Origin of the sequence: Amycolatopsis sp. VS8301801F10, assembly GCF_046195355.1 — a bacterium.
Classification (GTDB): Bacteria; Actinomycetota; Actinomycetes; order Mycobacteriales; family Pseudonocardiaceae; genus Amycolatopsis.
In genome coordinates this window covers 6,877,970-6,902,084 of record NZ_CP176065.1, presented here as the reverse complement: position 1 = coordinate 6,902,084, position 24,115 = coordinate 6,877,970, and the positions used below count along the sequence as shown (strand labels likewise).

Genomic DNA, 24,115 nt, shown 5'->3' with positions numbered 1-24,115 from the left:
ATGACCCTGCACCGCTTTGGCCGCCTGGCCGCGGGCGCGGCCGTCGCGCTGGCGCTGCCGCTGACCGGAGCCGTCCCGGCCTCGGCCGCACCGCTGGACGCGGTCGAACTCTACTACGACGCCAGCGGCCTGCCCGACTACCAGTCCGAGGCCGCCCAAGCCGCGGCGAACTGGAACAACTCGGTGCACAACGTCCACCTGAACAGCGGCGGCGCCGCCACGATCATCATGCACGAAACCACCGGCGGCGGCTCCTACACGCAAACCGACGGCCACGGCACCGGCGACATCTACATCGACACCCAGCAGGTCGCCGAGGGCAACGACCCGACCCGGATCATCGCCCACGAGATCGGCCACAACCTCGGCCTCCCCGACCACTACGAGGGCCCGTGCTCGGAACTGATGTCCGGCCACGGCCCGGGAATCACGTGCAAGAACGCGATGCCCGACGCCCAGGAGGCGGCCCAGGTGGAGGCCAACTTCGCCAACGGGTTCGTGACGGTTCGGCTGCCGGACAAGCACATCTACCGCTGATCCCGCGGAGCGTGCCCGGCGCGCGGGTCGCGGTGGTGCGGTCGGCGTTGGCCGGGTTCGGTTGCGGGCAGGAAGATTTTTGTTGGTACGGCGGTGCTCGCCGGAAGCGCGGTGCTTCCGGCGAGCGTCGTTGTGGCTCAGGCGTGTGCAGTCGCTACATCGCCGGAGATTCCCGGCGCGCGGGTCGCGGTGCTGCGGTCGGCGTTGGCCGGGTTCGGTTGTGGGCAAGAAGATTGCCGTTGATACGGCGACGCTCGCCGGAAGCAGCACGCGTCCGGCGAGCACCGCCGTGGCTCAGGCGCGGGCCACCTCCACATCGTCCAGAATCCCCAGCGCATCCGGCACCAGGACCGCGACCGAGTGGTAGGCACTGACCAAATAGGACGAGACCGCGCGGTCGTTGATGCCCATGAACCGCACATTCAGGCCCGGCCGGTATTCGTCGGCGAGGGATTTCGGCCGCAATCCGATGACGCCCGCGTCGTCTTCCCCGGTGCGCATCGCCAGCACCGAAGTGGCGCCCGCCTCGCTCACCGGGATTTTGTCGCACGGCAGGATCGGGACCCCGCGCCACGCCATCACGCGTTTCCCGTCGACCACGACCGGCTCCGGGTAAATGCCCGCCCTCGTGCATTCCCGGCCGATCGCCGCGATCGCCCGCGGATGGGCGAGGAACAAGCGCGTTTTGCGCCGGCGGCAGAGCAGTTCGTCCAGATCTCCCGGCGTCGGCGGGCCGGTGCGCGTGGTGATCCGGTTTTTGAGGTCGGCATTGTGCAGCAGGCCGAAATCCGGGTTGTTGACCAGTTCGTGCTCCTGCCGTTCCCGCAGCGCTTCGACAGTGAGCCGCAATTGCTGCTCGAACTGGTTCATCGGGTCGTTGTACAGATCGGTGACGCGCGTGTGCACCCGCAGGACCGTTTGCGCCACCGCGAGGTCGTACTCGCGCGGCGACGGCTCGTAGTCGACGTAGGTCCCGGCGAGGACCGGTTCGCCGTCGTGGCCCGCGGACAGGGCGATGTTCGCCTCGCCCTTGTGGTTCTGCGGTTTCCGCGGCTGGGACGCGGCCTGGGCGACGTGCGCGCGCAGCGAATCGAGCCTGCCGTTGAGCCGGGCGTACGAACCGGCGGGCAGCACGAGGGCGACCACCCTGGTGGCGGCGCGGGCGGTGAACCTCCAGGCGGCGTCGTCCCCGGTGAGCAGCTCGCCGCCGAAATGATCGCCGTCGGTGGAGGTGCCCAGGAGGGTCTCGGCGCCGTACTGCCCGGGGCCGTGCCGGGTGACCTTGCCGTGCACGACGAGTACGAGCTGGTCCAGCGCCTGCCCGGCGGTGACGAGCGTGGCGCCCGCCTCGTACTCGCGCTGTTCGAACGCGTCGGCCAGCGCGCCGAGCGCCGTTTCGTCGGCGAACCCGCGCAGCAGCTCGATTTCGGTCAGCTCCAGCGGGACGACCTGCACCCGCGCTCCGGTCTGGAAGAAGCTCACCTTGCCGTCGCCGACGGTGTAGGTGAGCCGCCGGTTGACCCGGTAGCTGCCGCCGGGCACCTCGACCCACGGCAGCTGCGACAGCAGCCACCGCGGGGTGATCGAGCGCATCTGCGGCAGCGACTTGGTGGTCGTGGCGAGGGTGCGGGCCGCCTTGACGCCGAGGGAGAGCTGCTGCTCCTGGGGTTCCGCGTGTTCCGTGACGGGCACCGGGCTCAGCCCTCCCGGCCGATTTCGGCGGCTTCCAGCACGGCGAGCGCGTCGGGCACGAGGACGGCGGCGGAATAGTAGGCCGAGACCAGATAGGACAGGATGGCCTGCTCGTTGATGCCCATGAACCGCACGTTGAGGCCCGGCTGGTACTCGTCGGGCAGCCCGGTCTGGTGCAGCCCGACGACGCCTTGGGCCTGCTCGCCGGTCCGCATCAGCAGCACCGAGCTGGTGCGGGTCTCGGTGACCGGGATCTTGTTGCACGGCAGGATCGGCACGCCGCGCCACGACGGCACCTGGTGGCCGCCGAGGTCGACCGAGCCGGGGTAGATCCCGGCCTTGCTGCATTCCCGCCCGAACGCCGCGATCGTCTTAGGGTGCGCGAGGAAGAACCCGGGGTCCTTCCACACCAGCGAGAGCAGCTCGTCGAAGTCGTCCGGCGTCGGCGGGCCGGTGCGGGTGGGCACCCGCTGGTCGAAGTCGGCGTTGTTCAGCAGGCCGAAATCGGGGTTGTTGACGAGTTCGTGCTCCTGCCGCTCCCGCAGCGCCTCGACGGTGAGCCGCAACTGCTGCTCGGTCTGGTTCATCGGCTCGCTGTAGAGGTCGGCGACCCGGCTGTGGACCCGCAGCACGGTCTGCGCGACGCTCAGCTCGTACTCGCGCGGCGAGCTGTCGTAGTCGACGAACGTGCCGGGCAGCCGCGGTTCGCCGTCGTGCCCGGCGGCGAGGGCGATCTCGGCCTCGCCGTGCTCGTTGCGGGCCGTGTCCCCGCCCGCGAGGAAGGCGTCGAGGTGCGCGCGCAGCTCTTCCGAGCGGTTCAGCACGCCTTCGAATTCCTGGCGCGACAACGTCAGCACGGTCGCCGCGGTGACCGCCTTGGCGGTGTACTCCCAGATCCCGTCCGAGGTGGTGAGCACGTTCTCGCCGAAGTAGTCGCCGTCCACCAGCGTGCCGAGCACCGTCTGGTCGCCGTAGGAGCCGACGCCTGCCTTGGTGATCTTGCCGTGCGCGATGAGGAACACCTGGTCGGCGCGGCTGCCGAATTCGGCCAGCACGTCGCCCGGCTGGTACTCGCGCTGCTCGAACCGGCCGGCCAGCTCGGTCAGCGCCGCCTCGTCGTCGAATCCGCGCAGCGGCGCGAGCTCGCCGAGCTCGGGCGGGATGACCCGGACCTCGGAGCCGCTGGTCGCGAACGTGACCCGGCCGTCGCCGACGGTGTAGCTCAGCCGCCGGTTGACGCGGTAGGTGCCCGCGGACACCTCGACCCACGGCAGCACCTTCAGCAGCCACCGCGAGCTGATGCCCTGCATCTGCGGCACGGACTTCGTGGTCGTGGCCAGCTGCCGCGCCGCCGCGCGGCCTAGGCTCAGAGGTTCCTGGTCTTCCACGTCCGCGGAGTCGACCGGATCGGTGACAGTCACAGCGAAACCACCTTGTCTTCGGTTGCCAGGCCTGGGGCCGGGTTCAGGATCGGTAGCGAGGGTTCGTGGCGTGCCATTCGAAGCCGCCGCCCATCCAGTCGCGGACGCCGGCGAGGAAGCGCTGCAGTTCCGGCGACGGGATCGCGAGCAGGGCGCGGTGCCCCTGTTCGAACTCGCGCACGATCCGGTTGTGCAGCGCGACCGTGGTCTCGACCGCCTCGGAGACCGGGCAGTTCCGGTCGGCGGCGATCTGCAGCACCATGTTGCAGACCGGGTTCTCGTCGGCCGCGTCCTTGGCCACCGAATGGAGGTCGTTGACCAGGACGGTCGCGGTGCCCGCGCGCATCATCGCCTCCCGCACGCGCGGGTCGTAGTAGAAGGGCGCGGGCAGCTCGTACCCGCCGACGGCGTCGATCAGGGTCATCGACGTGTAGAAACTGTCGTGCTGGCGGGCCGCCAGGTACTCCCAGGCCGGGGGGTAGCGGCCGGTGTGGCGCCACGCGGCGTAGGCGTCCCAGCTGACGAACATCGCGAACGTCGAGTAGCAGACCCGCTGGACCAGCACCGGCGAACCGTGCCTGCCGAGATGGTCGACCGCGGAATGGAAGCCGACCCGGATCGGGTCCGCCCGCAGCGCCTCCTCCAGCGGCGCGGTGAACTCGCCGGCGGGCGCGACCGGGTCCATCGCGGCCATCACGAGCGCCAGCCGCGGCGGGAGTTCGGTCGGCGAGGCGCCGAGGGAGCTGTCGTCGGCGTAGTAGTCGTCGGCCGCCCACCACACCGCGTTGAGCTGCGCGGCGATCAGCAGCCGGTCGGGATCGGAGGAGTCCGGGTGGGCGAGCATCGCCAGCCTGCCGAAGCCGGCGTGCGCGATCTGGTCCAGTCCCTTTCCCTCGAACCCGCAGTCCGCCGCCCACGCGACGAGCCGCCGGTCCACCTCCTCGGCGAGCGGGTCGTCCACCCGCCGCACGACCGGGCAGTACAGCGGCGACGCGCTGCCGTCGCCCCACTCCCGTTCCGCGTACGCCGGGTCCTGCCCGCCGGACGGAGGCGCGAACTGCGCCGCGATCCGCGCCGCCGAGGTCCCCAGCCCGGCCGGCCCCGCCCAGAGCGAGGACGGGCACGCCAGGTCGGGGCGGACGGCCGCGATTCCGGACATGGCGGCCCTCAGACGCGGTCGGCGGCGATGAGCAGGTAGTGGAAGCTGCCCTCGCGGTAGGCGGTCAGGAACGGCTGCTCGATGCCGGTCGCGACGGACGACTGCTCGCGCAGTTCCCAGTACGGGATCGTCGCCTCGGTCAAGTCCACGACGGCGATCGGGACGAAGCCGGTGGCGGCCAGCGCCGCGAAATAGTCGCCGCGCGCGTGGATATTGCAGATGTAATGCTGGTCGATCTGGCTCACCGCGCGCGAACGCCCGCCGGTCAAGTCGTTGTAGCACCCGGTGATGGTGACGAATCGGCCGCCCGGGGCGAGCTGCCGCGCGTGTTCGGCGAAAAGCTCGGGCAGGTCGACGTACATCGTGCTCTCGTTGTTCCAGATCCCGGCGAAATCGCCGCTTTCGAATCCGGTGTCGAGCATGTTCCGGAGATGGAATCGCACCGAATCGTCGATTCCGCGCAGCCGGGCCTGTTCATTGGCGAAATCGACCTGCTGTTCGGAAATGGAGATGCCGTCCACCCGGCAGCCGAACCGCTGGTGCGCCTGCACGCTCGTGCCGCCGCGCCCGCACCCGGCGTCGAGCAGCCGGTCGGTCGGGGCGATGTCTCCGAGGTGCCGCAGCAGAAACTGCGACTGCGCGGTCTCCAGCCGGTGCATTTCGGCGATGATCGCCTTGTCCCGCTTCTCGCCGCGTCCGTCCAGGACGGACGGATCGTAGTCGCCGATTCCGTAGTGGTGGTGGTACAGCCCGTCGATGTCGCCGAGGCGCAGGTTGACCGGATCCTTTTCGGCGTTCCAGTAGTCGGCGACCGATTGCTGATACGCGGTGCGGGCAACCGGACGGGCAACAGACGTCATCATGTACTCCCTTTTCCGGAATGCGATTTCCGGTCGGCGCGCGGTGAACTGCGCCGGCGCCGTTCGTCTCGCGGCGGGGCGCTCGGCTTTTCTCCCTCTGCGTCCGAGGCTAGCGAGGATTCTTTTGCGCGGACAAGACGATTCGCGGGAATTCACTCGCGGGCTGGCGGGAGCGCTCCGGCGTGCCTCTTCTGGCCTAGGAAGCCACTCCTGCGGGGTGTTCGCGGCCCGGCCGCCGGGCCTCGTTCGATGCCGCAGCGGACACGGGCGGATGACGGCGGGCGACAGCCCGTGGGCGATCCTGGCAGACGGGTGACGCCCGATGGGCCGAAGCGGTTCCGGGCCGCGGAACTCCGCCGGCCCGCGCGGGCGAGCCGGTCCCGGGCCGGGCGCCGCGGGGACCGGCCCGGCGCGTCAGGCGGTCCGGGAGGCCAGCCGCAGCAGGACGACGCCGCCGACGATCAGCGCGAGCGCGAGGATCCGCGGCCCGCTCACGGTTTCATGAAGCCAGAAGATCCCGACGACAGCCGTGCCGACCGCGCCGATCCCGACGAACACCGCGTACGCCGTCCCGACCGGGACCGTCTTCATGCCTACGTTCAGCACGTACAGCACGAGGACGGTGAGCGCTCCGCAGCCGAGCGTCGGGACGAGTTTGGTGAACCCGTCGGTGAGGCGAATGCTGTGCGCCCAGGCGATTTCGAGCAGCCCGGCCGCGAAAACGGCGATCCAGCCCATCGTCAGGCCTCGGCGAGCGCGGCGCGGACCTCGGACGGCAGCGCCAGTTCCCGGGCGGCCAGGAGATCGGCGAGGTGGTCCGGGTCGCTCGTGCCGGGAATGACGGCGACGTTCGGCGCGAGGTCCAGGAGCCAGGCGAGCGCCAGCGTCGCCGCTGGAACGCCGAGCTGCCGGGCGTGCCGCGCGACCGGCGAATTCTCCTGGACCAGCGCTCCGTTGCCGAGCGGGCGGAACGCCAGGTACGGGATCCCGGCGGCGGTGGCGGCGTCGAGCACGTCCCGGCCGCCGCGATGCCCGACGTGGTGCTCGTTCTCGACCGAGGCGATCGGCGTGACCGCGCGCGCCTGGTCCAGCAACCCGAGGGTGACGTTCGAGACGCCGACGTGTTCGAGCAGGCCTTCGTCGCGCAGTTCGGCGAGCGCGCCGACGGTCTCCGCCCACGGCACGGTGCTGTCCGGCATGAACCTGGCGTGCACCAACGGAAGCCGCTCGACGCCGAGTTGCGCGAGGTTGTCCCGGACGGCCGACCGCACCGCTTCCGGCGTCGCGTCCGCGACGAACCCGCCGTCCGGGCCGCGGCGCGCGCCGACCTTGGTGGCGAGCAGCAGGTCCTCCGGGTACGGGCGCAGCGCCTCGGCGAGCAAGCGGTTCGCGACCTCGGGTCCGTAGTAGCCGGACGTGTCGATCAACCGGACGCCCGCGTCGACGGCTGCGCGGACGGCGGCCTTCGCGCGCTCCGGATCGGCCGGTTCGCCCATGGCTTTCGGCCCGGCGAGCTGCATGGTCCCGTAGCCGATCCGGGAGACGGTGTGGCCGGCGAGCGTGAACGAGTGCATGGTGCAACCCCCATCAGTCAGGTGGACACTGTGTCCACTTATGACTCTACTCGATCCGGACACGATGTCCAGATACAGTGGCGGGGTGAACGGCAAGCCAGTCACCGAGCGGGCGGACGCCGCGGCGAACCGGCGGCGGATCCTCGCCGCGGCCGAGCGGTTGTTCGCCGCGAAAGGCCCGGACATCACCATGGGCGACCTGGCCGCGGCGGCGGGCGTCGGCCGCGGCACGCTGTACCGGCGCTACGACAGCGTCGCCGCGGTCGCCGTCGCGCTGCTGGACGAGCACGAGCGGCGGCTGCAGGAAGCGATGCTGTCCGGTCCGCCGCCGCTCGGCCCGGGTGCTCCGCCGCGGGAGCGGCTGGTGGCGTTTTACGACGCGATGGTCGATTTGCTGGAGCGGCACCTGCCGCTGGCGCTGGGCGCGGAGACCGGGGCCCGGCGGTATCGGACCGGGGCGTACGGGTTCTGGCGGGTTTTCGTGGCGGCGCAGGTCCGGGAGGCCGGGCTGAAGGACGAGGCGCTGCCGGACGTGCTGCTGGCTCCGCTGGCGCCCGATCTGTACCAGAATCAACGGCATGAGCGCGGGTTGCCGGTCGCGGCGGTGAAGAAGGCGCTGCGCCGGCTGGCAGCCGCGCTGCCGGAAACGGGCTGAGCGGGTCCGGTGCGGGGTACATTCGCCGGATGAACGGCGGCGCGCCGATGCGGATCGGCTGGATCTGCCTCGCGGCGGTCAGCGCGGGGATCCTCGGGTTCGGGATCGTCGTCGCTGTCGTGCCGCCCGCGGGGACCCGCTGCTCTACCGCGCCGACGCGCTCGCCACCGCCGGGCTTGGCTTGTTCGGCGGGCTGATCGCGGTGTTCCCGTTCCGCGCCGGGCAACGGTGGGCGTGGTTCGCGCTGTGGTTCTACCCGGTGTTCTGGCTGGCGCATCTGGTGTTCGGCCTGCCGCCGGGGACCGACCACGTCCATCAGGCGGTCTTCGCGGCGCTCTCGCTGGCCGGGTTGCTGGCGCCGGCGCGGTCGTTCTTCCCGGCTGAGGGGCAGCACGCCCGCCGATGGCCGAGATCGGGGTCCGGCGTGTCATGATTCGCGGTGTGTCCGCGAGAAAGCCCGCTGTGGCAAGGGATTCCACTCCGGCGAGCGGTCGGGCCGTCGCTCTGCGTGCCGGGTGGTGCTGGCTCGCGGTGGTGGTCCTCGGCGCGGCGGCGGCGGTGGGGTTCGTCAGCTCGAGTCCGGTGGCGTCCGCGGCGGCCTTGCTCTTCGGGCTCCTGCTCGCCGCCTTGGCGACCGCCGCGGCGTTCATGTTCTCCGGACGCGGCTGGTTCCTCCTCGGCGGCTTCCTGCTGACTGCCTTCTATCTCGGGTCCGTCGGGGTGACGTCGGTCGGTTTCCTGGCGGCGCACGGGGACAGATACCGCGCGACCGCGGTTTCGTCCGAATGCCATCACGTCAAGGGCGGCACCGCCTGCACCGCGCGCGTCGACCGGCCGGACGGGACGCTGCTGGCCGAGGACCTGTCGGTGAAATCGCGGATGAAAGCGGGCGAGAAGGTCGCCGTCGTCGAGGATCCGGCGGGCATCGTCGCGGCGCATCGGGCGGATCAGCTGGACCCGGCGGCGCTGCCGCTCGATCTGCTGCTGCTGGGGGTGTCGGCGGCGTTGCTGGCCGGATTGTTCGGGTGGAGCGCGTGGCTCGGGGTCCGGCGGCCGCTGAGACGCTGACGTTGCGGTGATGTCTGCGCGTTCGTCTCTGGCCCGCCCGCGAAGCCCTGGCCATGCTCCAGTCTGAACCGTTCGACGCGGGAGGACGCCTTCATGACCATGCAGCCTGAGCGCGGCGCGGACGTGCCGCTGCCCGACCTGTGCGTGCACGAGCTGTTCGCCCAGCACGCCGCCGCCGCGCCGGACGCCGTGGCCGTGCGGTACGGCGACGAACGGCTCAGCTACGGCGAGCTGGACCGGCTCGCCAACCGGTTCGCGCACTCGCTGCGGGCACAGGGGATCGGGCCCGAGACGCCGGTCGCGCTGTGCATGGAGCGCGGGACGACGCTGCTGGTCGCGATGCTCGGCATCCTCAAGGCGGGCGGCTATTACGTCCCGCTCGACCCGGCTTATCCGCCCGAGCGGCTCGCGTTCATGCTCGGCGACTCCGGCGCGACCGTCGCGGTCACCGAACGCGCGCTGGCGGACCGGGTGCAAGCCGCGCCGACGGTGGTTCTCGCCGACGAGGCCGACCTCAGCGGGTGGCCGGACACTCCTCCGGAGACGAAGGCGGCGCCGGACAACCTGATCTACCAGATGTACACCTCCGGCTCCACCGGCCTGCCGAAGGGCGTGCAGGTGCCGCACCGCGGCGTGGTCCGGCTGGTGCACGGCTCCGGATTCGCCGAGTTCGGTCCGGGAGAGGTGTTCCTGCTGCTCACGTCGTTGTGCTTCGACGTGTCGACGTTCGAGCTGTGGGGCGCGCTCGCCACCGGCGCGACGCTGGCGGTGCTGCCGCCGGGAGTGCCGGCCGCGGCGTCGATCGAGGAGGCGGTGCGCCGGTTCGGGGTCACCACGGTGTGGCTCAGCTCCGGGCTGTTCGGGCACGTGGTCGACGACCGGGTGACCGCGCTCGCCGGGGTGCGGCACGTCATCGCGGGCGGCGACGTCGTGCCGCCGGTGCAGGCGCGGCGGGTGATCGAAGAACTCGGGGCCGAGATGAGCAACGGCTACGGCCCGACGGAGTGCACGACTTTCGCTTGCGTGCACCGGGGAATGACGGTCGCCGACACCGCCGGGCCGATCCCCATCGGCAAGCCGATCGCGAACACGCACGCGTACGTCGCCGATGCCGACGGCGTGCCGGTCGCACCCGGCGAGCGGGGCGAGCTGCTGCTCGGCGGCCCTGGCGTCGCGCGCGGCTATTTCCGCCGCCCGGCGCTGACCGCGGAACGCTTCGTCCCCGACCCGGCCGGCGGCGGCGGACGGCTCTATCGCACCGGCGACGAGGTCGCGCTCCGGCCGGACGGGGCGTTCGCCTTCTTCGGACGGCTCGACCAGCAGGTCAAGATCCGGGGTTTCCGGGTGGAGCCGGGAGAAGTGGAAGCGGCGCTGACGGCGCATCCGCTCGTCCGGTCAGCCGTGGTGGTGCCGTACGAACGCGACAGCGACGACCGGGTGCTGGCCGCGTACGTGGTCGCCGAACGGCCCGCGGCGGCGGAGTTGCGGGAGTTTTTGCTCGCCCGGTTGCCCGCGCATTTGGTGCCCTCGCTGTGGTCCTGGCTCGACGAGCTGCCGATCACGCCCAACGGCAAGGTGGACCGCGCGGCGCTGCCGGAGCCGGAGGAAGCGGGATCGGTTAAGGAGTTCGTGGCGCCGAGGACGCCGGTCGAGGAGGCGGTCGCCGAGGTGTGGCGGGAATTGCTGGACCTCGAACGCGTCGGCGTGCACGATGATTTCTTCGCCGACCTGGGCGGGCACTCGCTGCTGGCGACCCGGGTGGTGGCGTTGCTGGGGGAGCGGTTCCCGGTGGAGCTGCCGGTGAGCGTGGTGTTCGAGGCGTCGACGGTCGAATCGCTGGCGGCGCAGGTGCACCGGGCGGTGGCGGAGTACGTGGCCGGACTGTCCGATGTGGACGTGGAGCACGCGCTGGGCTGAGCGGGGCCGGGCTCCTTGGCGACGAGGAGCTTGCTCGCCTCGAGGAGGTGCGCCGGGCCGCGGCGCACCTCCTCGTTTCGCGTTGTTCGTGAGCTCGCACCTCTCGACGGCCGTGTCTTTGCCGTCCCGTACCGCGGAGCAACGGGGTTTCAGGCTCGTTCGATGACCGTGGCCAGTTCGGCGACCGTCCGGGCGGCGAAGAGGTCCCGCAGCGAGACCCGGACCCCGAGCTTCTTCCGGATCCGCGCGAGCACCCGGGTGGCCAGGAGGGAATGCCCGCCGATGCGGAAGAAGTCGTCGTGGACGCTGATTTCCTCCACCCGCAGCACTTCCCGCCAGATGTCCGCCAGCGCGTGCTCCACCGGGGACGACGGCTGCGCGATCGGTTCGGCGCGCACCGCGTCCTCGATCGACGGGTCCGGCAGCGCCGCGCGGTCCACCTTCTTGCTCGGCGTCAGCGGCAGCGCGGCCATCGCGACCCAGTGCGCCGGGACCAGGTAATCCGGCAGCTGCGACCGCAGACTTGCCCGCAGCGCGGCGAAATCCGGCTCGCCGGAGGCTGCGACGACATAGGCGACCAGCGTCCGCTCCGGCAGGTCCTTCACCACGACCGCGGCCGCGCGCACCGCGGGATGCGCGTCGAGGGCGGCTTCGATCTCGCCGAGTTCGATCCGGAAACCGCGGATCTTGACCTGCCGGTCGAGCCGCCCGAGGAATTCGACGGTCCCGTCCGAGCGGAAGCGGGCGAGGTCGCCGGTGCGGTACAGCCGCGCGCCGGCCGAGTACGGGTCCGGCACGAATTTGTCCGCGGTCAGCCCGGGACGGCGCAGGTAGCCGCGGGCCACGCGCAGGCCGCCGAGGTGCAGTTCGCCGGGTACGCCGACCGGCGCCGGCCGTCCGGCCGGGTCGAGCACGTACGCGCTGGTCGCGGCCACCGGACGGCCGATCGGCAGGCTGGGGGCGTCGAGATCGGCGTCGTCGGCCCACTGCAGCATGCTGGAGATCGTCGCCTCGGTCGGGCCGTAGCAGGCCAGGAAACGGCCGGGCGACCGCAGTTCGCGCCAGCGCCGGGCGTCTTCGGCGGTGACGACGTCCGCGCCGACGTTCACCAGGTTCAGGTGCGCGACCCGCGGATCGCGCGGCGCGAGCACGCCCAGCAGTTCCCGGTAGTAGGCCGGGGTGATGTTGACGCTGGTGATCCGGTGCCGGCCGAGCTGGTCGGCGAGTTCCTCCGGTTCCCAGAACAGCGGGTCGCTCAGCACCACCGACGCGCCGGCCAGCAGCGGCGCGCCGATCTGCTCCAGCGAACCGTCGAAGGCCAGCGACGCGAGCGACAGCACCCGGTCGGCCGCGGTGATCCCGTATTCCCGGGCGATGAGCTGTGCGTGTTCGGCGTAGGAGCCGTGCTGGATCTGGACGCCCTTCGGCCGCCCGGTCGAGCCGGAAGTGTAGATGACGTAAGCGAGTTGGTCCGGGTCGATTGTCCATTCCGGACTGTCCGAAGAGGAGTCCGCGGTCTGGTCGAGGTCGATGACTGGACAGCCGGCGTCGGCGAATAGCCCGGCGTAGCGTTCCTCGGTGATGACTGCGGCGGTGCGCGCGTCCTCGACGAGATAGGCCAGCCGCTCGGGCGGGTTGGCGGGATCGAACGGGACATACGCCGCACCGGATTTGAGGACGCCGACGAGCGCGACCACGGCGTTGACGCTGCGTTCGAGGCAGACTCCGACCGTCGCTTCCGGGCCGAGCCCGTTCGCGCGCAGGTGCCGGGCCAGCCGGTTGGCCGCTGCGTCGAGCTGGGCGTAGGTCAGTTCCTGGCCGCTGCAGTGGACCGCGAGGCGGTCCGGGGTTTCGGCTGCTCGTTGGGCGAACAGGTCGGGGAAACAGCCTGGTGCGACGTCGTAGCCCGGGGCCGTTGCCCAGTCCTCCAGTAAAGCGAGTTCTGCGGCAGGGGTAAGCGTCAGTTCGCTCAGCCGTCGCGCCGGATTGTCGGCGATGCTTTCCATCAGGCGCTGGAACCGGGCGGCGAGGCGGTGCGCTGTGGCGGGCTCGAACAGGGCGGTCGGATAAGTGAGCGTGCCGGTGAGCGAACCGTCGGGGCGATGCTCGAACTGCAGGCCGAGATCGAACGACGCGGCGGTCCAGTCCACATCGGACTCTTCGACGTCCAGCCCGGGCAGCCGGAACCGCCGCTCGGGCACCTCGTGCAGCCCGAAAAACGCTTGCACCAGCGGATTGCGGGAGAGATCGCGGTCCGGTTCGAATTCGCCGACGAGCCAGTCGAAGGGGACGTCCTGGTTGCCGAAGGCGTCCAGCGCGGTCCCGGACACCTGGTCGAGGAAGGCCGTGAACGCCGGGTCGCCGCCGAGGTCCGCGCGCAGCACGAGGGTGTTGACGAAGAATCCGGCCAGTCCCTCGACCTCGGCCGGGGTGCGCCCGGCGACCGGGCAGCCGACCGCGACGTCCGTGCCGCCGGTGTGCCGGGCGAGAAAGACCTGGTAGGCGGCCAGCAGGACCATGAACGGCGTCGCCCGCCGGGAGCGCCCGAGCGCGGTGAGCCGTTCCGCGAGCGCGGCGGGGACCTCGATCCGCACGGAGGCCCCGGCCGGATCCCACACCGGGCCCCGGGGGCGGTCTGCCGGCAGTTCCAGCGGGGCGAGCCCGGCGAGCCGTTCGCGCCAGTAGGAGAGCTGGCCGGCGAGCCGGGTCCGGGCGTCTTCCCGTTGCCAGAGCGCGAAATCGGCGTATTGGACCGGCAGGGCGGGCAGCTCGGGCAGCGTTCCGGTGTGGAACGCGCGGTAGAACTCGGCGAGTTCGGCGGCGAAAACGTCCCAGGACGCGCCGTCGAAGGCGATGTGGTGCACGACGATCAGCAGCACGTGCTCGCGCGCGTCGAGACGGAGCAGCCGGGCCCGCAACGGCAGGTCCGCCGAGAGGTCGAACGGCACCGCCAGCTCGGCCGCGACGACGGTGTCCAGCTCGGCGTGCGTGACTCCTTCGATCGGCAGCGGCACCGGCTGCGGCTGCCCGACCACCTGGACCGGCACGCCCTCGCGGCTGCGGTACCGCGTCCGCAGCACCTCGTGCCGGGCGACGAACGCGTCGAGCGAACGGCTCAGCGCGGCGACGTCCAGCTTGCCGCGCACGCGCAGCAGCAGCGGGAGGAGGTATTCGGTCCCGCCGGGCCGCAACGCGTCGAGGAACCACAGTCTTTCCTGCGAGAAGGACAGCGGCAGGTCGCCGGGCATGGTCATGGCGCCAGGGTGGCTGCTCGCCGGGTGCCGGGCCAGAGCCGGGACAGTGCGCTCGTTGCTGCGCGTTCTTCTCTGTCGCGCCGCCGCGCGCACGGGAAGGCTGGGCTCGCGACGGGACGGGTGTGCCCGGCGCGAGAACGAGGAGGACCGGATGAGCGAGGACGAGCGCACTTACGGCGTCGTGCTCAACGACGAGGAGCAGTACTCGATCTGGCTGGTGGACCGCGAACTGCCGGCGGGCTGGCGGTACGAGGGCAAACGCGGTTCGAAGCAGGAATGCCTCGACCACATCGACGAGGTGTGGACGGACATGCGGCCGAAGAGCCTGCGCGAGCGGATGCGCGCGGAGGCTTCGGCCTAGCTGCCGGGTCCGTGCGGGTTCCTCGCCCGGCTTGTCCGCTGAGCAGCCTCGGCTTGGCTCGGGGCCAAGTGCCTCGGCGAGGGGAACCCTCGAGGGACTCAGAGTCTGTGCAGGTTTCCTCATGGACGTCCGCCGACCAGCCCCGCCGATCGACCCGCAGGGGGAGCGATGACCACCGAACAGTCCCGGCGCGACGAGCTGCTGGAGCGCTACCTGGCCGCGGCACCGGTCCCGGCCGCGGACCCGGCCCGTCCGGCGATCCGGGCCGACCGCGGCCGTCCGTTGCCGCTTTCTCCGGCGCAGCAGCGCGTTTGGGTGCTGGACCGGCTCCGGCCCGGCGGCACCGAGTACGTCGTGACCGCGGCGTGGCGGCTGCGCGGCCCGCTCGACGTCGAGCGCTTGCGGGCCTGCTGGCAGACAATCGTGGAACGCCACGAGATCCTCCGCACCACCTACGGCGAACGCGATGGCGTACCGGAGCAAATCGTCGGAGCGGCCGCGGTGGATCTGACGGTCCAGGACGTCGCGGCGGAGGACGTCGAGGCGGTCACTCGGGAAGCGGCCTCGGTGCCGTTCGATCTGGCCCGGGACCGGCCGCTGCGGGTTCGGGTGCTGCGGCAGTCGGCGACGGAGCACGTGCTGCTTCTCGTCGTGCACCACATCGCGTACGACGGGTGGTCGACGTCCGTCGTCGCGCGGGAACTCGGGGCGCTGTACCGTGGGGAGACGTTGCCCGAGCTGCCGGTCCAGTACGCCGATTTCGCTTCCTGGCAACGGAAACTCGCGGCCAGTGCGCGGGTGGCGGAGCAGGTCGAGTTCTGGCGTCGCCGTCTCGACGGGGTCGCGGCGCTGTCCTTGCCGACGGACCGTCCGCGTCCGCCGGTGCACGATCCGCGCGGGGACATCCTGCGGTTCACCGTGGACGCGGACCTCGGCACCGCCGTCGCCGCGCTGGGCCGCGCGCATCGGGCGACGACGTTCATGGTGCTGCTGGCGGCGTATCAGATTCTGCTGAGCCGGTATTCGGGACAGGCGGACGTCACGGTCGGCACGCCGGTCGCCGGACGCACGCGTGCCGAGGCGCAGGAGTTGATCGGGCTTTTCCTGAATACCTTGGTGCTGCGCGCCGAGGTGGACGGTTCGCGGTCGTTCGCGGACTTTCTCGCCGACGTTCGCCGCGACACCCTCGACGCGTATTCCCATCAGGACGCGCCGTTCGAGCGGCTGGCCGACGAGCTGGCCCCGGACCGCGATCTGTCCCGCAATCCGCTTTTCCAAGCCATGCTGGTGCTGCAGAACACCGCTGACGCCGGGTTCGATGCGGCCGGGGTGCACGGCGAGCAGATCCATTCTCCTTGGCACAGTGCGAAGTTCGACCTCACGCTGGAAATGACCGAGCGGCCGGACCGAAGCCTCGACGGGGTGCTGGAATATCCGGTCGCGCTGTTCGATCGGTCCACTGTGGAACGGATCGGCGCGCATTTCACCGAGCTGCTGCGCGGGATTGTCGCGAATCCCGCCGCGCGGCTGTCGGATCTTCCCTGGATGAGCAGTGCGGAAAAGGCCGAGCTGGCCCGGTGGAACGACACTGACGTCCGTTTCGAGTCCGGGACATTGCTGTCGATGCTCGCCGAAGGCAGGGCTGCCGGGGGAATCGCGGTCGTCGCGGACCGGCGTGAGGTGTCCTATGTGGAGCTGGAGGAGCTGTCGAATCGGGCGGCGCACTGGCTTCGGGCGCGTGGGGTGGGCCCGGAGTCGGTGGTGGGGGTTCGGCTGGAGCGCGGCTTGGAGATGGTGGTCGCGCTGGTGGGGATTCTGAAGGCGGGGGCGGCGTATTTGCCGTTGGATCCGGGTTATCCCGAGGACCGGCTGCGGTTCATGGTCGAGGATTCCGGTGCAGAGGTGGTGATCGAGCCGGGTGATCTCACCGGGCTCGTTCAACCGGCGTATCCGGTAGATGTCGTGGTGCGGCCGGAGAACGCGGCGTACGTGATTTATACGTCGGGGTCGACTGGTCGGCCGAAGGGTGTTGTGATCGAGCATCGCGGGATCGTGAACCGGCTGCGGTGGATGCAGGACGAATACGGTCTCACGCCACAGGATCGGGTGCTGCAGAAGACACCGTTCGGCTTTGATGTGTCGGTGTGGGAGTTCTTCTGGACCCTCTCCGTCGGCGCGACCCTGGTGATGGCCCGCCCGGGTGGCCATCGCGACCCGGCTTATCTCGCCGAGGTTATGTCCGAGGGGATCACCACAGCGCATTTCGTGCCGTCGATGCTGCGGGCGTTTCTGTCCGGCCCGGTGCCCTCGTTGCGCCGGGTGCTCTGCAGCGGCGAGGCGCTCCCGGACGAGCTGGCCGACCGGTTCCACCAGGTCATCGACGCCGAGCTGCACAATCTCTACGGGCCGACCGAGGCGTCGGTGGACGTCACGGCGACCCGGTGCCTGCCGGGGGAGCCGGTCACGATCGGCCGTGCGATCGCGAACACGCGGGTTTTCGTGGTGGACGCCGAGCTGCGCGAGGTGCCGGCGGGCGTGCCCGGCGAGCTGGTCATCGCCGGGGTGCAGCTGGCGCGCGGTTACCTGAACCGGCCGTCGCTGACCGCCGAGAAGTTCGTCCCGGACCCGTTCGCGCGGCGGCCCGGCGAACGGCTGTACCGCACCGGCGACCTCGCCCGGAGGCTGCCCGACGGCCGGATCGAGTACCGCGGGCGGCTCGACCACCAGGTCAAGATCCACGGCAACCGGATCGAACTCGGCGAGGTCGAGGCGACCCTGCTGACCCACCCCGACCTGCGCGCGGCGGCGGCCGCGGTGCGCGACGACCGGCTGATCGGCTACTTCGTCGCCGAGCCCGGCCGCACCCCGGACCCGGCTGGCTTGCGCACCCATTTGGCGCGCACGCTTCCGGAACCGATGCTGCCGTCAGTGTGGCTCGCGCTCGACGCGTTGCCGCTGACCGCCAGCGGCAAGATAGATCGCAACGCCCTGCCCGCACCGGACGGCGCGCGCGTGAGCCATCGTTACGTCGCGCCGCGCACCCCGGCGGAGGCGGCGGTGGCGCGCGCGTTCGCGGCGGCGACCGGCGTCGACCGGGTCGGGGCGGAGGACAGCTTTTTCGCGCTGGGCGGCGATTCTCTGCGGGCGATCCGCGCCGTCGGGCTGTTGAACGCGGAGGGAATCGAGGCGAGCGTCGCGGACCTCTTCCGGCGGCAGCGGGTGGCCGACTTCGCCGCCGGGCTCGGCGGTCCGGCGGCAGCTTTCGAGGCGGTCGAGCCGTTCGCGCTGCTTGCCGCGGGGCAGCGCGAAGCATTGCCGGACGACGTGACCGACGCTTACCCGCTGTCGCTCGCGCAGGCAGGCATGGTGCACGAGATGCTCGCCGGGGCCGAGCGCGGGCTGTACCTGAACCATCTCGGCTACCCGGTGCACGAAGAATTCCGGCTGGACGCCTTGCAGCAGGCCGCAAACCGGCTGGTCGCACGGCACGAAATCCTGCGCACGTCGATTGATTTCGCCGCGGACCCGCCGTTGCAGCGGGTGCACGAGACCGCCGTCCTGGAAGTGACCTGCGACGATCTGCGCGCGCTGCCCGCCGACGAGCAGGCCGCGCGCGTGCGGCAGTACCCGGAGGAAGACCGGGCGCGCGGGTTCGACCTGCTCCGTCCGTGCCTGCTCCGGCTGCACGTGCACTGGCTTGCCGACCGCGAATGGCGGCTGTCGTTCAGCTACGTGCACGCGATTCTCGATGGCTGGAGCCAGAATTCGCTGGTCGCCGAGCTGCTCGAGGATTACCGGGCTGGCGCGGCCGGGCCGGTCGAACCACCGCCGGTCCGGTTCGCCGACACGGTCGCCCGGGAACGGGAAGCGCTGGAGTCCACTGTGGACCGCGAGTTCTGGGCGGACCGGGTGAGCGCCGCGGCCGAACGGTTCGCCGTGCCGCCGGGCTGGGCAGGCGAAGACGACGGGGTCTACCGCACGGTGCGGGTGCCGTTCGGAGATCTGACGTCGCGGTTGCGGGCGGTGGCTTCGTCGGCGGGAGTTCCGCTGAAGAGCCTGCTGCTGGCCGCGCATCTCACCGTGCTGCGGACGATCGCCGGACATGACCGGCCGTTCCACACCGGCGTGGTGACCAACAGCAGGCTCGAGCGCGCGGGCGGCGACCAGGTGCGCGGGATGTTCCTGAATACCGTGCCGTTCACGGCACCGGCCGACGCGCGAGACTGGCCGGAGCTGGCGCGCGCGGTGTTCGCGGAGGAGACCGCGCTGTGGCCCCACCGGCATTTCCCGCTGCCCGCGATGCAGGCCGCGTGGGGCGGGCAGGCCCCGCTCGTCGACGTTTTCTTCAACCACACCGACATGCACGTGCTCACCGACGCGCAGGTCGACCTCGCCGAGGTCGCCGACAGCACGCCCAACGAGTTCGGCCTGTCCGTCTCGACGGTGCCCGGGGCGTTCGTGCTGGAGGCGTTCACCTCCCGGATCGGGGTCGCGCATCTGGAGTTTCTCGCCCGGGTGTACCGGCATGTGCTGGAGCAGATCGTCGCCGCGCCGACCGCTGCCCCGCGCCGATCCGGGCTGCCCGCGGCGGATCGGGCAGCGCTGCTGCGGAACCCGCCGCGGACCGAGCAAGCCGCCCGGATGCTGCCGGAACTGTTCGCGGCCACCGCAGCGGCACACCCGAACGCCCCGGCCCTGCAGTGCGGTCCGGTGACGCTCACCTACCGGGAATTGTCGGTGCGGGTCGTTAGGCTGGCCAGGTATCTGAAGAAACGAGGAGTGCGGCGCGGTTCCCTGACCGGGGTCCTGCTCGACCGCGGTCCGGACCTGCTCGTCGCACTGCTGGCCGTGCACCGGGCGGGAGCCGCGTACCTGCCGATCGACCCGCGCTACCCAGCCAAGAGGGTCGGCTACGTGCTGGCCGATTCCGGAGTGGAGGTGGTGCTCAGCGAAGAGTCGCTGGTGGGGTTGCTGGAGGGGACCGGCTGCTCGGCAGTGCTGCTGGACCGAGACGCGGAGGCGATCGCTGCTTGTGCGGCGGAGGTGGCGGTGCCGGGGTTCGACGGTGGCGGAGTCGCGGCCTGCCCGGCGAGCGTACCGGTGTCCGAGCCTGACGGCAGCGGACTTGCGGGTTGCCCGCCGGATCTGCCCGTGCCTGGGCTCGATCGTGGCGATATCGTGGCCTACCCGGCGGATGCGCCGGTGCCCCAGCCCGAGGGTGGCGAACTTGCTGCCAGTGCGACAGGCGACCCCGAGGGTGGCGAATTCGCGGCAGATCCGGCGGGCGTGCCGATACCGCAGCACGAAGGCAGCGAACTCGCGACCCACCCCGAGCACCTCCCCGTACCCCAGCCAGACGGCAGCGAACTCGCCTACGTCATCTACACCTCCGGTTCCACCGGGCAGCCCAAGGGCGTCCAGATCGGGCACGCCGCGCTCGCGAACTTCCTGCTGTCCATGCGGCGGCGGCCCGGCCTCGCGCCGGGTGCCGCAGTGCTGGCGCTGACTACGGTTTCGTTCGACATCTCCGCGCTCGAGCTGTACTTGCCGTTGCTCGTCGGCGGTCAGGTGATTGTCGCGACTGCGGAGGAGAGTGTCGATCCGCAGCGTCAGGTCGCGTTGATCGAGCGGGCCGCGCCGGCGGTTGTGCAGGCGACGCCGTCTGGCTTGCGGCTGCTGGTCGATTCGGGATGGGTTCCTCCCGCGGAACTCACCGTCTTCGCGGGCGGCGAGAAGCTTCCGGCCGACCTGGCCCGGCGGCTCACCGCGGGCGGGGCGCGGCTGTGGGATCTCTACGGGCCCACCGAGACGACGATCTGGTCCACCGTCGCCGAACTCGACGGGGATCGGGTGGTTGCCTGGGAGCCGGTCGCCAATACCGACATCTTCCTGCTCGGCGACGACCTCGAGCCGGTCCCGTTCGGGGTGGTCGGCGAGGTCTGGATTGGCGGCGACGGGCTCGCCCGCGGCTACGCCGGCCGTCCCGGTCTTACCGCGGAGCGGTTCGCGCCCGATCCGCACGGGCTCCGGCCCGGCGGGCGGCTCTACCGCACCGGCGATCTGGCGCGGCGGCGTCTCGACGGGGCGGTGGAGATCCTCGGCCGGGCCGACGACCAGGTGAAGGTGCGCGGGCACCGGGTCGAACCGGGCGAGGTCGAGGCCGTGCTGCGGGCCGACCCGCGGATCCGGGACGTCGCGGTCCAGCCGACTCCCGTCGCGGACGGCTGGGAGCTGACCGCCTATGTCGTCGCGGCCGCGGAACTGTCCATTGCGGACGTCCGAAAAGGACTGTCCGGAATCCTGCCGGACTACCTGGTGCCCAGCAGCATTGTCCGGCTGCCGGAACTGCCGCGCACTCCGGCCGGGAAGCTCGACCGGGCCGCCTTGCCCGCGCCGGCGGCCGCGGTGCGCGAACGTCCGCACGTCGCACCGCGCGGGCCGGTCGAGGAACTGGTCGCCGGGGTGTGGGCTGAGGTGCTCGGCATCGAGCGGATCGGCGCACAGGACGATTTCTTCGACCTCGGCGGACATTCCGTTGCCGCCACCCGAATCTCGGTGCGGTTGCGCGCGGCTCTGGACGCCGACGTACCGGTGCGGGCGTTGTTCGACCACCCGACCGTCGAATCCCTCGCCGCCGCGGTGGCCGGGTACCCGCGGCTGGCTTCGGAACCGGCTGCCCGGTCGACCATCCGGCCGCGGGCCGCGGCGGTGAGTGAGGACGCATGAGCGAGACATTGCTGGACCTGATCGCCGAGGGAGTGGCTGCCGGGGGAACAGCGGTCGTCGCCGACCACCGCGAGGTGTCCTATGTGGAGCTGGAGGAGCTGTCGAATCAGGCGGCGCACTGGCTTCGAGCGCGTGGAGTGGGCCCGGAGTCGGTGGTGGGGGTTCGGCTGGAGCGCGGTCTGGAGATGGTGGTCGCGCTGGTCGGTATCCTCAAAACCGGGGCGGCGTATTTGCCGTTGGATCCGGATTATCCCGAGGACCGGTTGCGGTTCATGATCGAGGATTCCGGTGCTGAGCTGGTGATCGAGCCGGGTGATCTCACCGGGCTCGCGCAACCGGCGTATCCGGTGAATGTCCTGGTGCGTCCGGAAAACGCGGCGTACGTGATCTACACCTCGGGCTCGACGGGCAGGCCGAAGGGTGTCGTCATCGAGCATCGCGGCATCGTGAATCGGCTGCGGTGGATGCAGGACGAATACGGCCTGACCCCGCAAGACCGCGTATTGCAGAAGACACCGTTCGGCTTCGACGTGTCGGTGTGGGAGTTCTTCTGGACCCTCTCCGTCGGCGCAACCCTCGTCATGGCCCGCCCGGGCGGGCACCGTGACCCGGCTTATCTCGCCGAGGTCATGTCCGAAGGGATCACCACAGCGCATTTCGTGCCGTCGATGCTGCGGGCATTCTTGGCCGGACCGGTGCCGCCACTGCCGCTGCGGCGGGTGCTCTGCAGCGGCGAGGCGCTCCCGGACGAGCTGGCGGCTCGCTTCCACCGGATGGTCGGCGCCGAGCTGCACAACCTCTACGGGCCGACCGAAGCATCAGTCGACGTGACCGCGACCCGATGCCGGCCAGGGGAGCCCGTGACCATCGGCTACCCGATCGCCAACACCCGCATCCACCTCCTCGACGGCGAGCTGACCATCGCGGGAGTGCAGCTGGCGCGCGGCTACCTCAACCGCCCGGCGTTGACCGCGGAGAAATTTGTGCCCAATCCGTTCGCGGAGCAACCCGGCGAACGGCTGTACCGCACCGGCGACCGTGCCCGGCAGCGCGCGGACGGCGCGTTCGAGTACCTCGGCCGGTTCGACCATCAGGTCAAGATCCACGGCAACCGGATCGAACTCGGCGAGGTCGAGGCAGCGCTGCATGGGCATCCGATGATTGCCGCGGCGGCGGCTGCGGTGCAGGACGATCGGCTTGTCGCTTATTGCGTTTACCGCGAGGGAGCCCCGCCTTCGACGTCCGAGTTGCGGGCGCATCTGGCCCGCACCTTGCCGGAGCCGATGCTTCCGGCGGTGTGGATTCCGCTGCCCGCTCTGCCGCTCACGCCGAGCGGCAAGATCGACCGCAACGCCCTGCCCGAGCCCGACGGCACCCGGCCCGAGCTGGCTGGCGGCTATGTCGAACCCCGCAACGCGACCGAAGCGGCGATCGCCGGGATCTGGGCGGAGGCACTCGGCGTCAGTCCGGTCGGCGTGCACGATCCGTTTCTCGAACTCGGCGGTCGTTCGCTCGCCGCTACCCGGATTTGCGCACGGATCTCCCGGAACACGGGGCGCCGGTTGTCCGTCGCGGATCTGTTCACCGCACCGACCGTCGCGGAGCTGGCAGAAGTGGTCGAAGCGGCACCGCCGATCAGCAACGTCCATAGTGGACATAAGGCCATTTCGCCCGCACAGCACCGAATGTGGTTTCTCGATCAGCTGTCCGGGCCGTCCTCCACGTACACGATGTACGAGGCCTACCGGTGCGCTGGAGAGCTGGACGTCGAGGCGTTGCGGCGCGCGCTGGCCGAGGTGGTCCGGAGGCACGAGGCCTTGCGGACGACGTTCCGGAGCCGGCGCGGGGAACCGGAACTGGTCGTTTCCGCCGAAACCGACGTGCCGCTGACGGTGGTGGACGGCTCGGCGGAGGAGATCGTCGAGGCAGAGCTGAGCAGGCCGTTCGATCTGGCGCGCGGGCCGTTGCTGCGGTGCGCGGTGATCCGCGGCGAGCCGGGCCGGTTCACGCTGCTCGCGGTGCTCCACCACATCATCGCCGACGACACCTCGATGGAGATCTTCTGGCGCGACCTCGCCGAATGCTACGCCGGGCGAGCGGACGCGCTGCCGGAGCTGACCGCGTCGTACCCAGCGCCGGACCAGTCCGGTCTCGAATACTGGAAGTCCGCCCTGGCCGGCGCGCCACCGGCGATCGAGCTGCCGGACAGCCTTCCGCGACCGGCTCGTCAGGCCCAGCTGGAAGGCACTGTCGAATTCTCCGTGCCGCAGCAGGTCCTCACGGCGCTCGAATCCGTGGCGACCGAGGCGGGCGCGACCGGGTTCATGGCGTTGCTGGCCGCGTTCGTGCTCGACCTGAGCCGGGCGACAGGACGGGACGATCTCGTCGTCGGCACCTTCGCCGGCAACCGGCCGTCGGTCGAGGCCGAAGACCTGATCGGGCTGTTCGTGAACACGCTCGCGCTGCGCGTGCGCGTTCCCGGCGATCCGGAGTACCGCGAGGTGCTCGACGCGGTGCGGGAGGCGGTGCTCGGCGGGTTCCGGCATCAGGACGTCCCGTTCGACCAGGTCGTGACGGCAGTGCGGCCGCCGCGCGATCTGAGCCGGAATCCGGTGGCGCAGGTGGCTTTCCAGTCGCTCGGCTCGCTCTCGGACCGGCTCCGGCTCGACGGCGTCCGCGCCGAGCCGTGGCGGGCCGGGCAGGGCGGGAATCCGTTCGACGTGCTGGTGACGGTTCGCGAGCATCCCGCCGGTCTGGCCGGCACGCTGCATTACGACCGGGCGCTGTTCGCCGAAGCCGCGGCGAAGACGATGGCCGATCGGTTCGTGCAGGTGGTGCACACGGTCGCGGTCGCACCGGGCACGCGTGGCTCGCAGCTGCCGCGATGAACC

16 protein-coding genes are annotated in these 24,115 nt (G+C 71.0%); 9 read left to right on the top strand and 7 right to left on the bottom strand.

Annotated features, from left to right (window positions below; all coding sequences use genetic code 11):
* Positions 1 to 537, top strand: a complete 537-nt coding sequence (locus F9C11_RS31765; RefSeq protein WP_409181037.1) for a snapalysin family zinc-dependent metalloprotease — start codon at positions 1 to 3, stop codon at positions 535 to 537.
* Between the two features lie 294 nt (positions 538 to 831).
* Here the strand turns inward: F9C11_RS31765 and F9C11_RS31760 are convergent, their stop codons facing one another.
* The 6 genes from F9C11_RS31760 to F9C11_RS31735 all read right to left on the bottom strand — a co-directional run bounded on the left by F9C11_RS31760 (position 832) and on the right by F9C11_RS31735 (position 7,243).
* Positions 832 to 2,229, bottom strand: coding sequence for a family 2B encapsulin nanocompartment shell protein (locus F9C11_RS31760; protein WP_409181036.1), 1,398 nt, complete (start codon positions 2,227 to 2,229; stop codon positions 832 to 834).
* Positions 2,230 to 2,234: 5 nt separating this feature from the next.
* The gene (locus F9C11_RS31755) at positions 2,235 to 3,650 is read right to left on the bottom strand and encodes a family 2B encapsulin nanocompartment shell protein (protein WP_409181035.1); all 1,416 of its coding nucleotides are present in this window, start codon (positions 3,648 to 3,650) and stop codon (positions 2,235 to 2,237) included.
* A 43-nt stretch (positions 3,651 to 3,693) separates the two neighbouring features.
* Entirely contained in the window at positions 3,694 to 4,809 is a 1,116-nt protein-coding gene (locus F9C11_RS31750) for a family 2 encapsulin nanocompartment cargo protein terpene cyclase (protein ID WP_409181034.1), read from the bottom strand.
* A gap of 8 nt (positions 4,810 to 4,817) precedes the next feature.
* Complete coding sequence (locus F9C11_RS31745; RefSeq protein ID WP_409181033.1) at positions 4,818 to 5,669, bottom strand: geranyl diphosphate 2-C-methyltransferase; 852 nt, start codon at positions 5,667 to 5,669, stop codon at positions 4,818 to 4,820.
* A gap of 414 nt (positions 5,670 to 6,083) precedes the next feature.
* Positions 6,084 to 6,407, bottom strand: a complete 324-nt coding sequence (locus F9C11_RS31740; RefSeq protein WP_409181032.1) for a DMT family transporter — start codon at positions 6,405 to 6,407, stop codon at positions 6,084 to 6,086.
* Positions 6,408 to 6,409: 2 nt separating this feature from the next.
* The gene (locus F9C11_RS31735) at positions 6,410 to 7,243 is read right to left on the bottom strand and encodes an aldo/keto reductase (RefSeq protein WP_409181031.1); all 834 of its coding nucleotides are present in this window, start codon (positions 7,241 to 7,243) and stop codon (positions 6,410 to 6,412) included.
* Between the two features lie 40 nt (positions 7,244 to 7,283).
* Between F9C11_RS31735 and F9C11_RS31730 the strand changes: the two genes are divergently transcribed.
* From F9C11_RS31730 to F9C11_RS31710, 5 genes are all read left to right on the top strand, one after another.
* Positions 7,284 to 7,898, top strand: a complete 615-nt coding sequence (locus tag F9C11_RS31730; protein ID WP_409181030.1) for a TetR/AcrR family transcriptional regulator — start codon at positions 7,284 to 7,286, stop codon at positions 7,896 to 7,898.
* Positions 7,899 to 7,927: 29 nt separating this feature from the next.
* Positions 7,928 to 8,095 carry a hypothetical protein gene (locus F9C11_RS31725; RefSeq protein ID WP_409181029.1) on the top strand — a complete coding sequence of 56 codons (168 nt, stop codon included), beginning with the start codon at positions 7,928 to 7,930 and terminating at the stop codon, positions 8,093 to 8,095.
* 5 nt (positions 8,096 to 8,100) lie between these two features.
* The gene (locus F9C11_RS31720) at positions 8,101 to 8,331 is read left to right on the top strand and encodes a hypothetical protein (protein ID WP_409181028.1); all 231 of its coding nucleotides are present in this window, start codon (positions 8,101 to 8,103) and stop codon (positions 8,329 to 8,331) included.
* Between the two features lie 8 nt (positions 8,332 to 8,339).
* Positions 8,340 to 8,966, top strand: coding sequence for a hypothetical protein (locus tag F9C11_RS31715; protein WP_409181027.1), 627 nt, complete (start codon positions 8,340 to 8,342; stop codon positions 8,964 to 8,966).
* Between the two features lie 93 nt (positions 8,967 to 9,059).
* Complete coding sequence (locus F9C11_RS31710) at positions 9,060 to 10,883, top strand: amino acid adenylation domain-containing protein (protein WP_409181026.1); 1,824 nt, start codon at positions 9,060 to 9,062, stop codon at positions 10,881 to 10,883.
* A gap of 149 nt (positions 10,884 to 11,032) precedes the next feature.
* On the opposite strand, the gene F9C11_RS31705 is transcribed toward F9C11_RS31710, so the two are convergent.
* Entirely contained in the window at positions 11,033 to 14,137 is a 3,105-nt protein-coding gene (locus F9C11_RS31705; protein WP_409181025.1) for an amino acid adenylation domain-containing protein, read from the bottom strand.
* A 151-nt stretch (positions 14,138 to 14,288) separates the two neighbouring features.
* Between F9C11_RS31705 and F9C11_RS31700 the strand changes: the two genes are divergently transcribed.
* The 3 genes from F9C11_RS31700 (at position 14,289) to F9C11_RS31690 (ending at position 24,112) form a co-directional block, all read left to right on the top strand.
* On the top strand, positions 14,289 to 14,498 hold the full coding sequence (locus tag F9C11_RS31700; protein ID WP_409181024.1) for an MbtH family protein: 210 nt from the start codon (positions 14,289 to 14,291) through the stop codon (positions 14,496 to 14,498).
* A gap of 168 nt (positions 14,499 to 14,666) precedes the next feature.
* A complete protein-coding gene (locus F9C11_RS31695) occupies positions 14,667 to 21,224 on the top strand; it encodes an amino acid adenylation domain-containing protein (protein WP_409181023.1) in 6,558 nt (2,185 codons plus the stop codon).
* Positions 21,221 to 24,112, top strand: a complete 2,892-nt coding sequence (locus F9C11_RS31690; RefSeq protein ID WP_409181022.1) for an amino acid adenylation domain-containing protein — start codon at positions 21,221 to 21,223, stop codon at positions 24,110 to 24,112. Before F9C11_RS31695 ends, F9C11_RS31690 begins: the two co-directional genes overlap by 4 nt.
* The last annotated feature ends 3 nt before the right edge of the window (positions 24,113 to 24,115 follow it).

What these genes read in the sequence shown, in the direction of transcription:
- F9C11_RS31765 (WP_409181037.1), top strand. Translation starts at nt 1, where the DNA reads ATGACCCTGCACCGCTTTGGCCGCCTGGCCGCGGGCGCGGCCGTCGCG.
- F9C11_RS31695 (WP_409181023.1), top strand. Translation starts at nt 14,667, where the DNA reads ATGACCACCGAACAGTCCCGGCGCGACGAGCTGCTGGAGCGCTACCTG.
- F9C11_RS31730 (WP_409181030.1), top strand. Translation starts at nt 7,284, where the DNA reads ATGACTCTACTCGATCCGGACACGATGTCCAGATACAGTGGCGGGGTG.
- F9C11_RS31705 (WP_409181025.1), bottom strand. Translation starts at nt 14,137, where the DNA reads ATGACCATGCCCGGCGACCTGCCGCTGTCCTTCTCGCAGGAAAGACTG.
- F9C11_RS31740 (WP_409181032.1), bottom strand. Translation starts at nt 6,407, where the DNA reads ATGGGCTGGATCGCCGTTTTCGCGGCCGGGCTGCTCGAAATCGCCTGG.
- F9C11_RS31725 (WP_409181029.1), top strand. Translation starts at nt 7,928, where the DNA reads ATGAACGGCGGCGCGCCGATGCGGATCGGCTGGATCTGCCTCGCGGCG.
- F9C11_RS31700 (WP_409181024.1), top strand. Translation starts at nt 14,289, where the DNA reads ATGAGCGAGGACGAGCGCACTTACGGCGTCGTGCTCAACGACGAGGAG.
- F9C11_RS31710 (WP_409181026.1), top strand. Translation starts at nt 9,060, where the DNA reads ATGACCATGCAGCCTGAGCGCGGCGCGGACGTGCCGCTGCCCGACCTG.
- F9C11_RS31735 (WP_409181031.1), bottom strand. Translation starts at nt 7,243, where the DNA reads ATGCACTCGTTCACGCTCGCCGGCCACACCGTCTCCCGGATCGGCTAC.
- F9C11_RS31690 (WP_409181022.1), top strand. Translation starts at nt 21,221, where the DNA reads ATGAGCGAGACATTGCTGGACCTGATCGCCGAGGGAGTGGCTGCCGGG.
- F9C11_RS31750 (WP_409181034.1), bottom strand. Translation starts at nt 4,809, where the DNA reads ATGTCCGGAATCGCGGCCGTCCGCCCCGACCTGGCGTGCCCGTCCTCG.
- F9C11_RS31745 (WP_409181033.1), bottom strand. Translation starts at nt 5,669, where the DNA reads ATGACGTCTGTTGCCCGTCCGGTTGCCCGCACCGCGTATCAGCAATCG.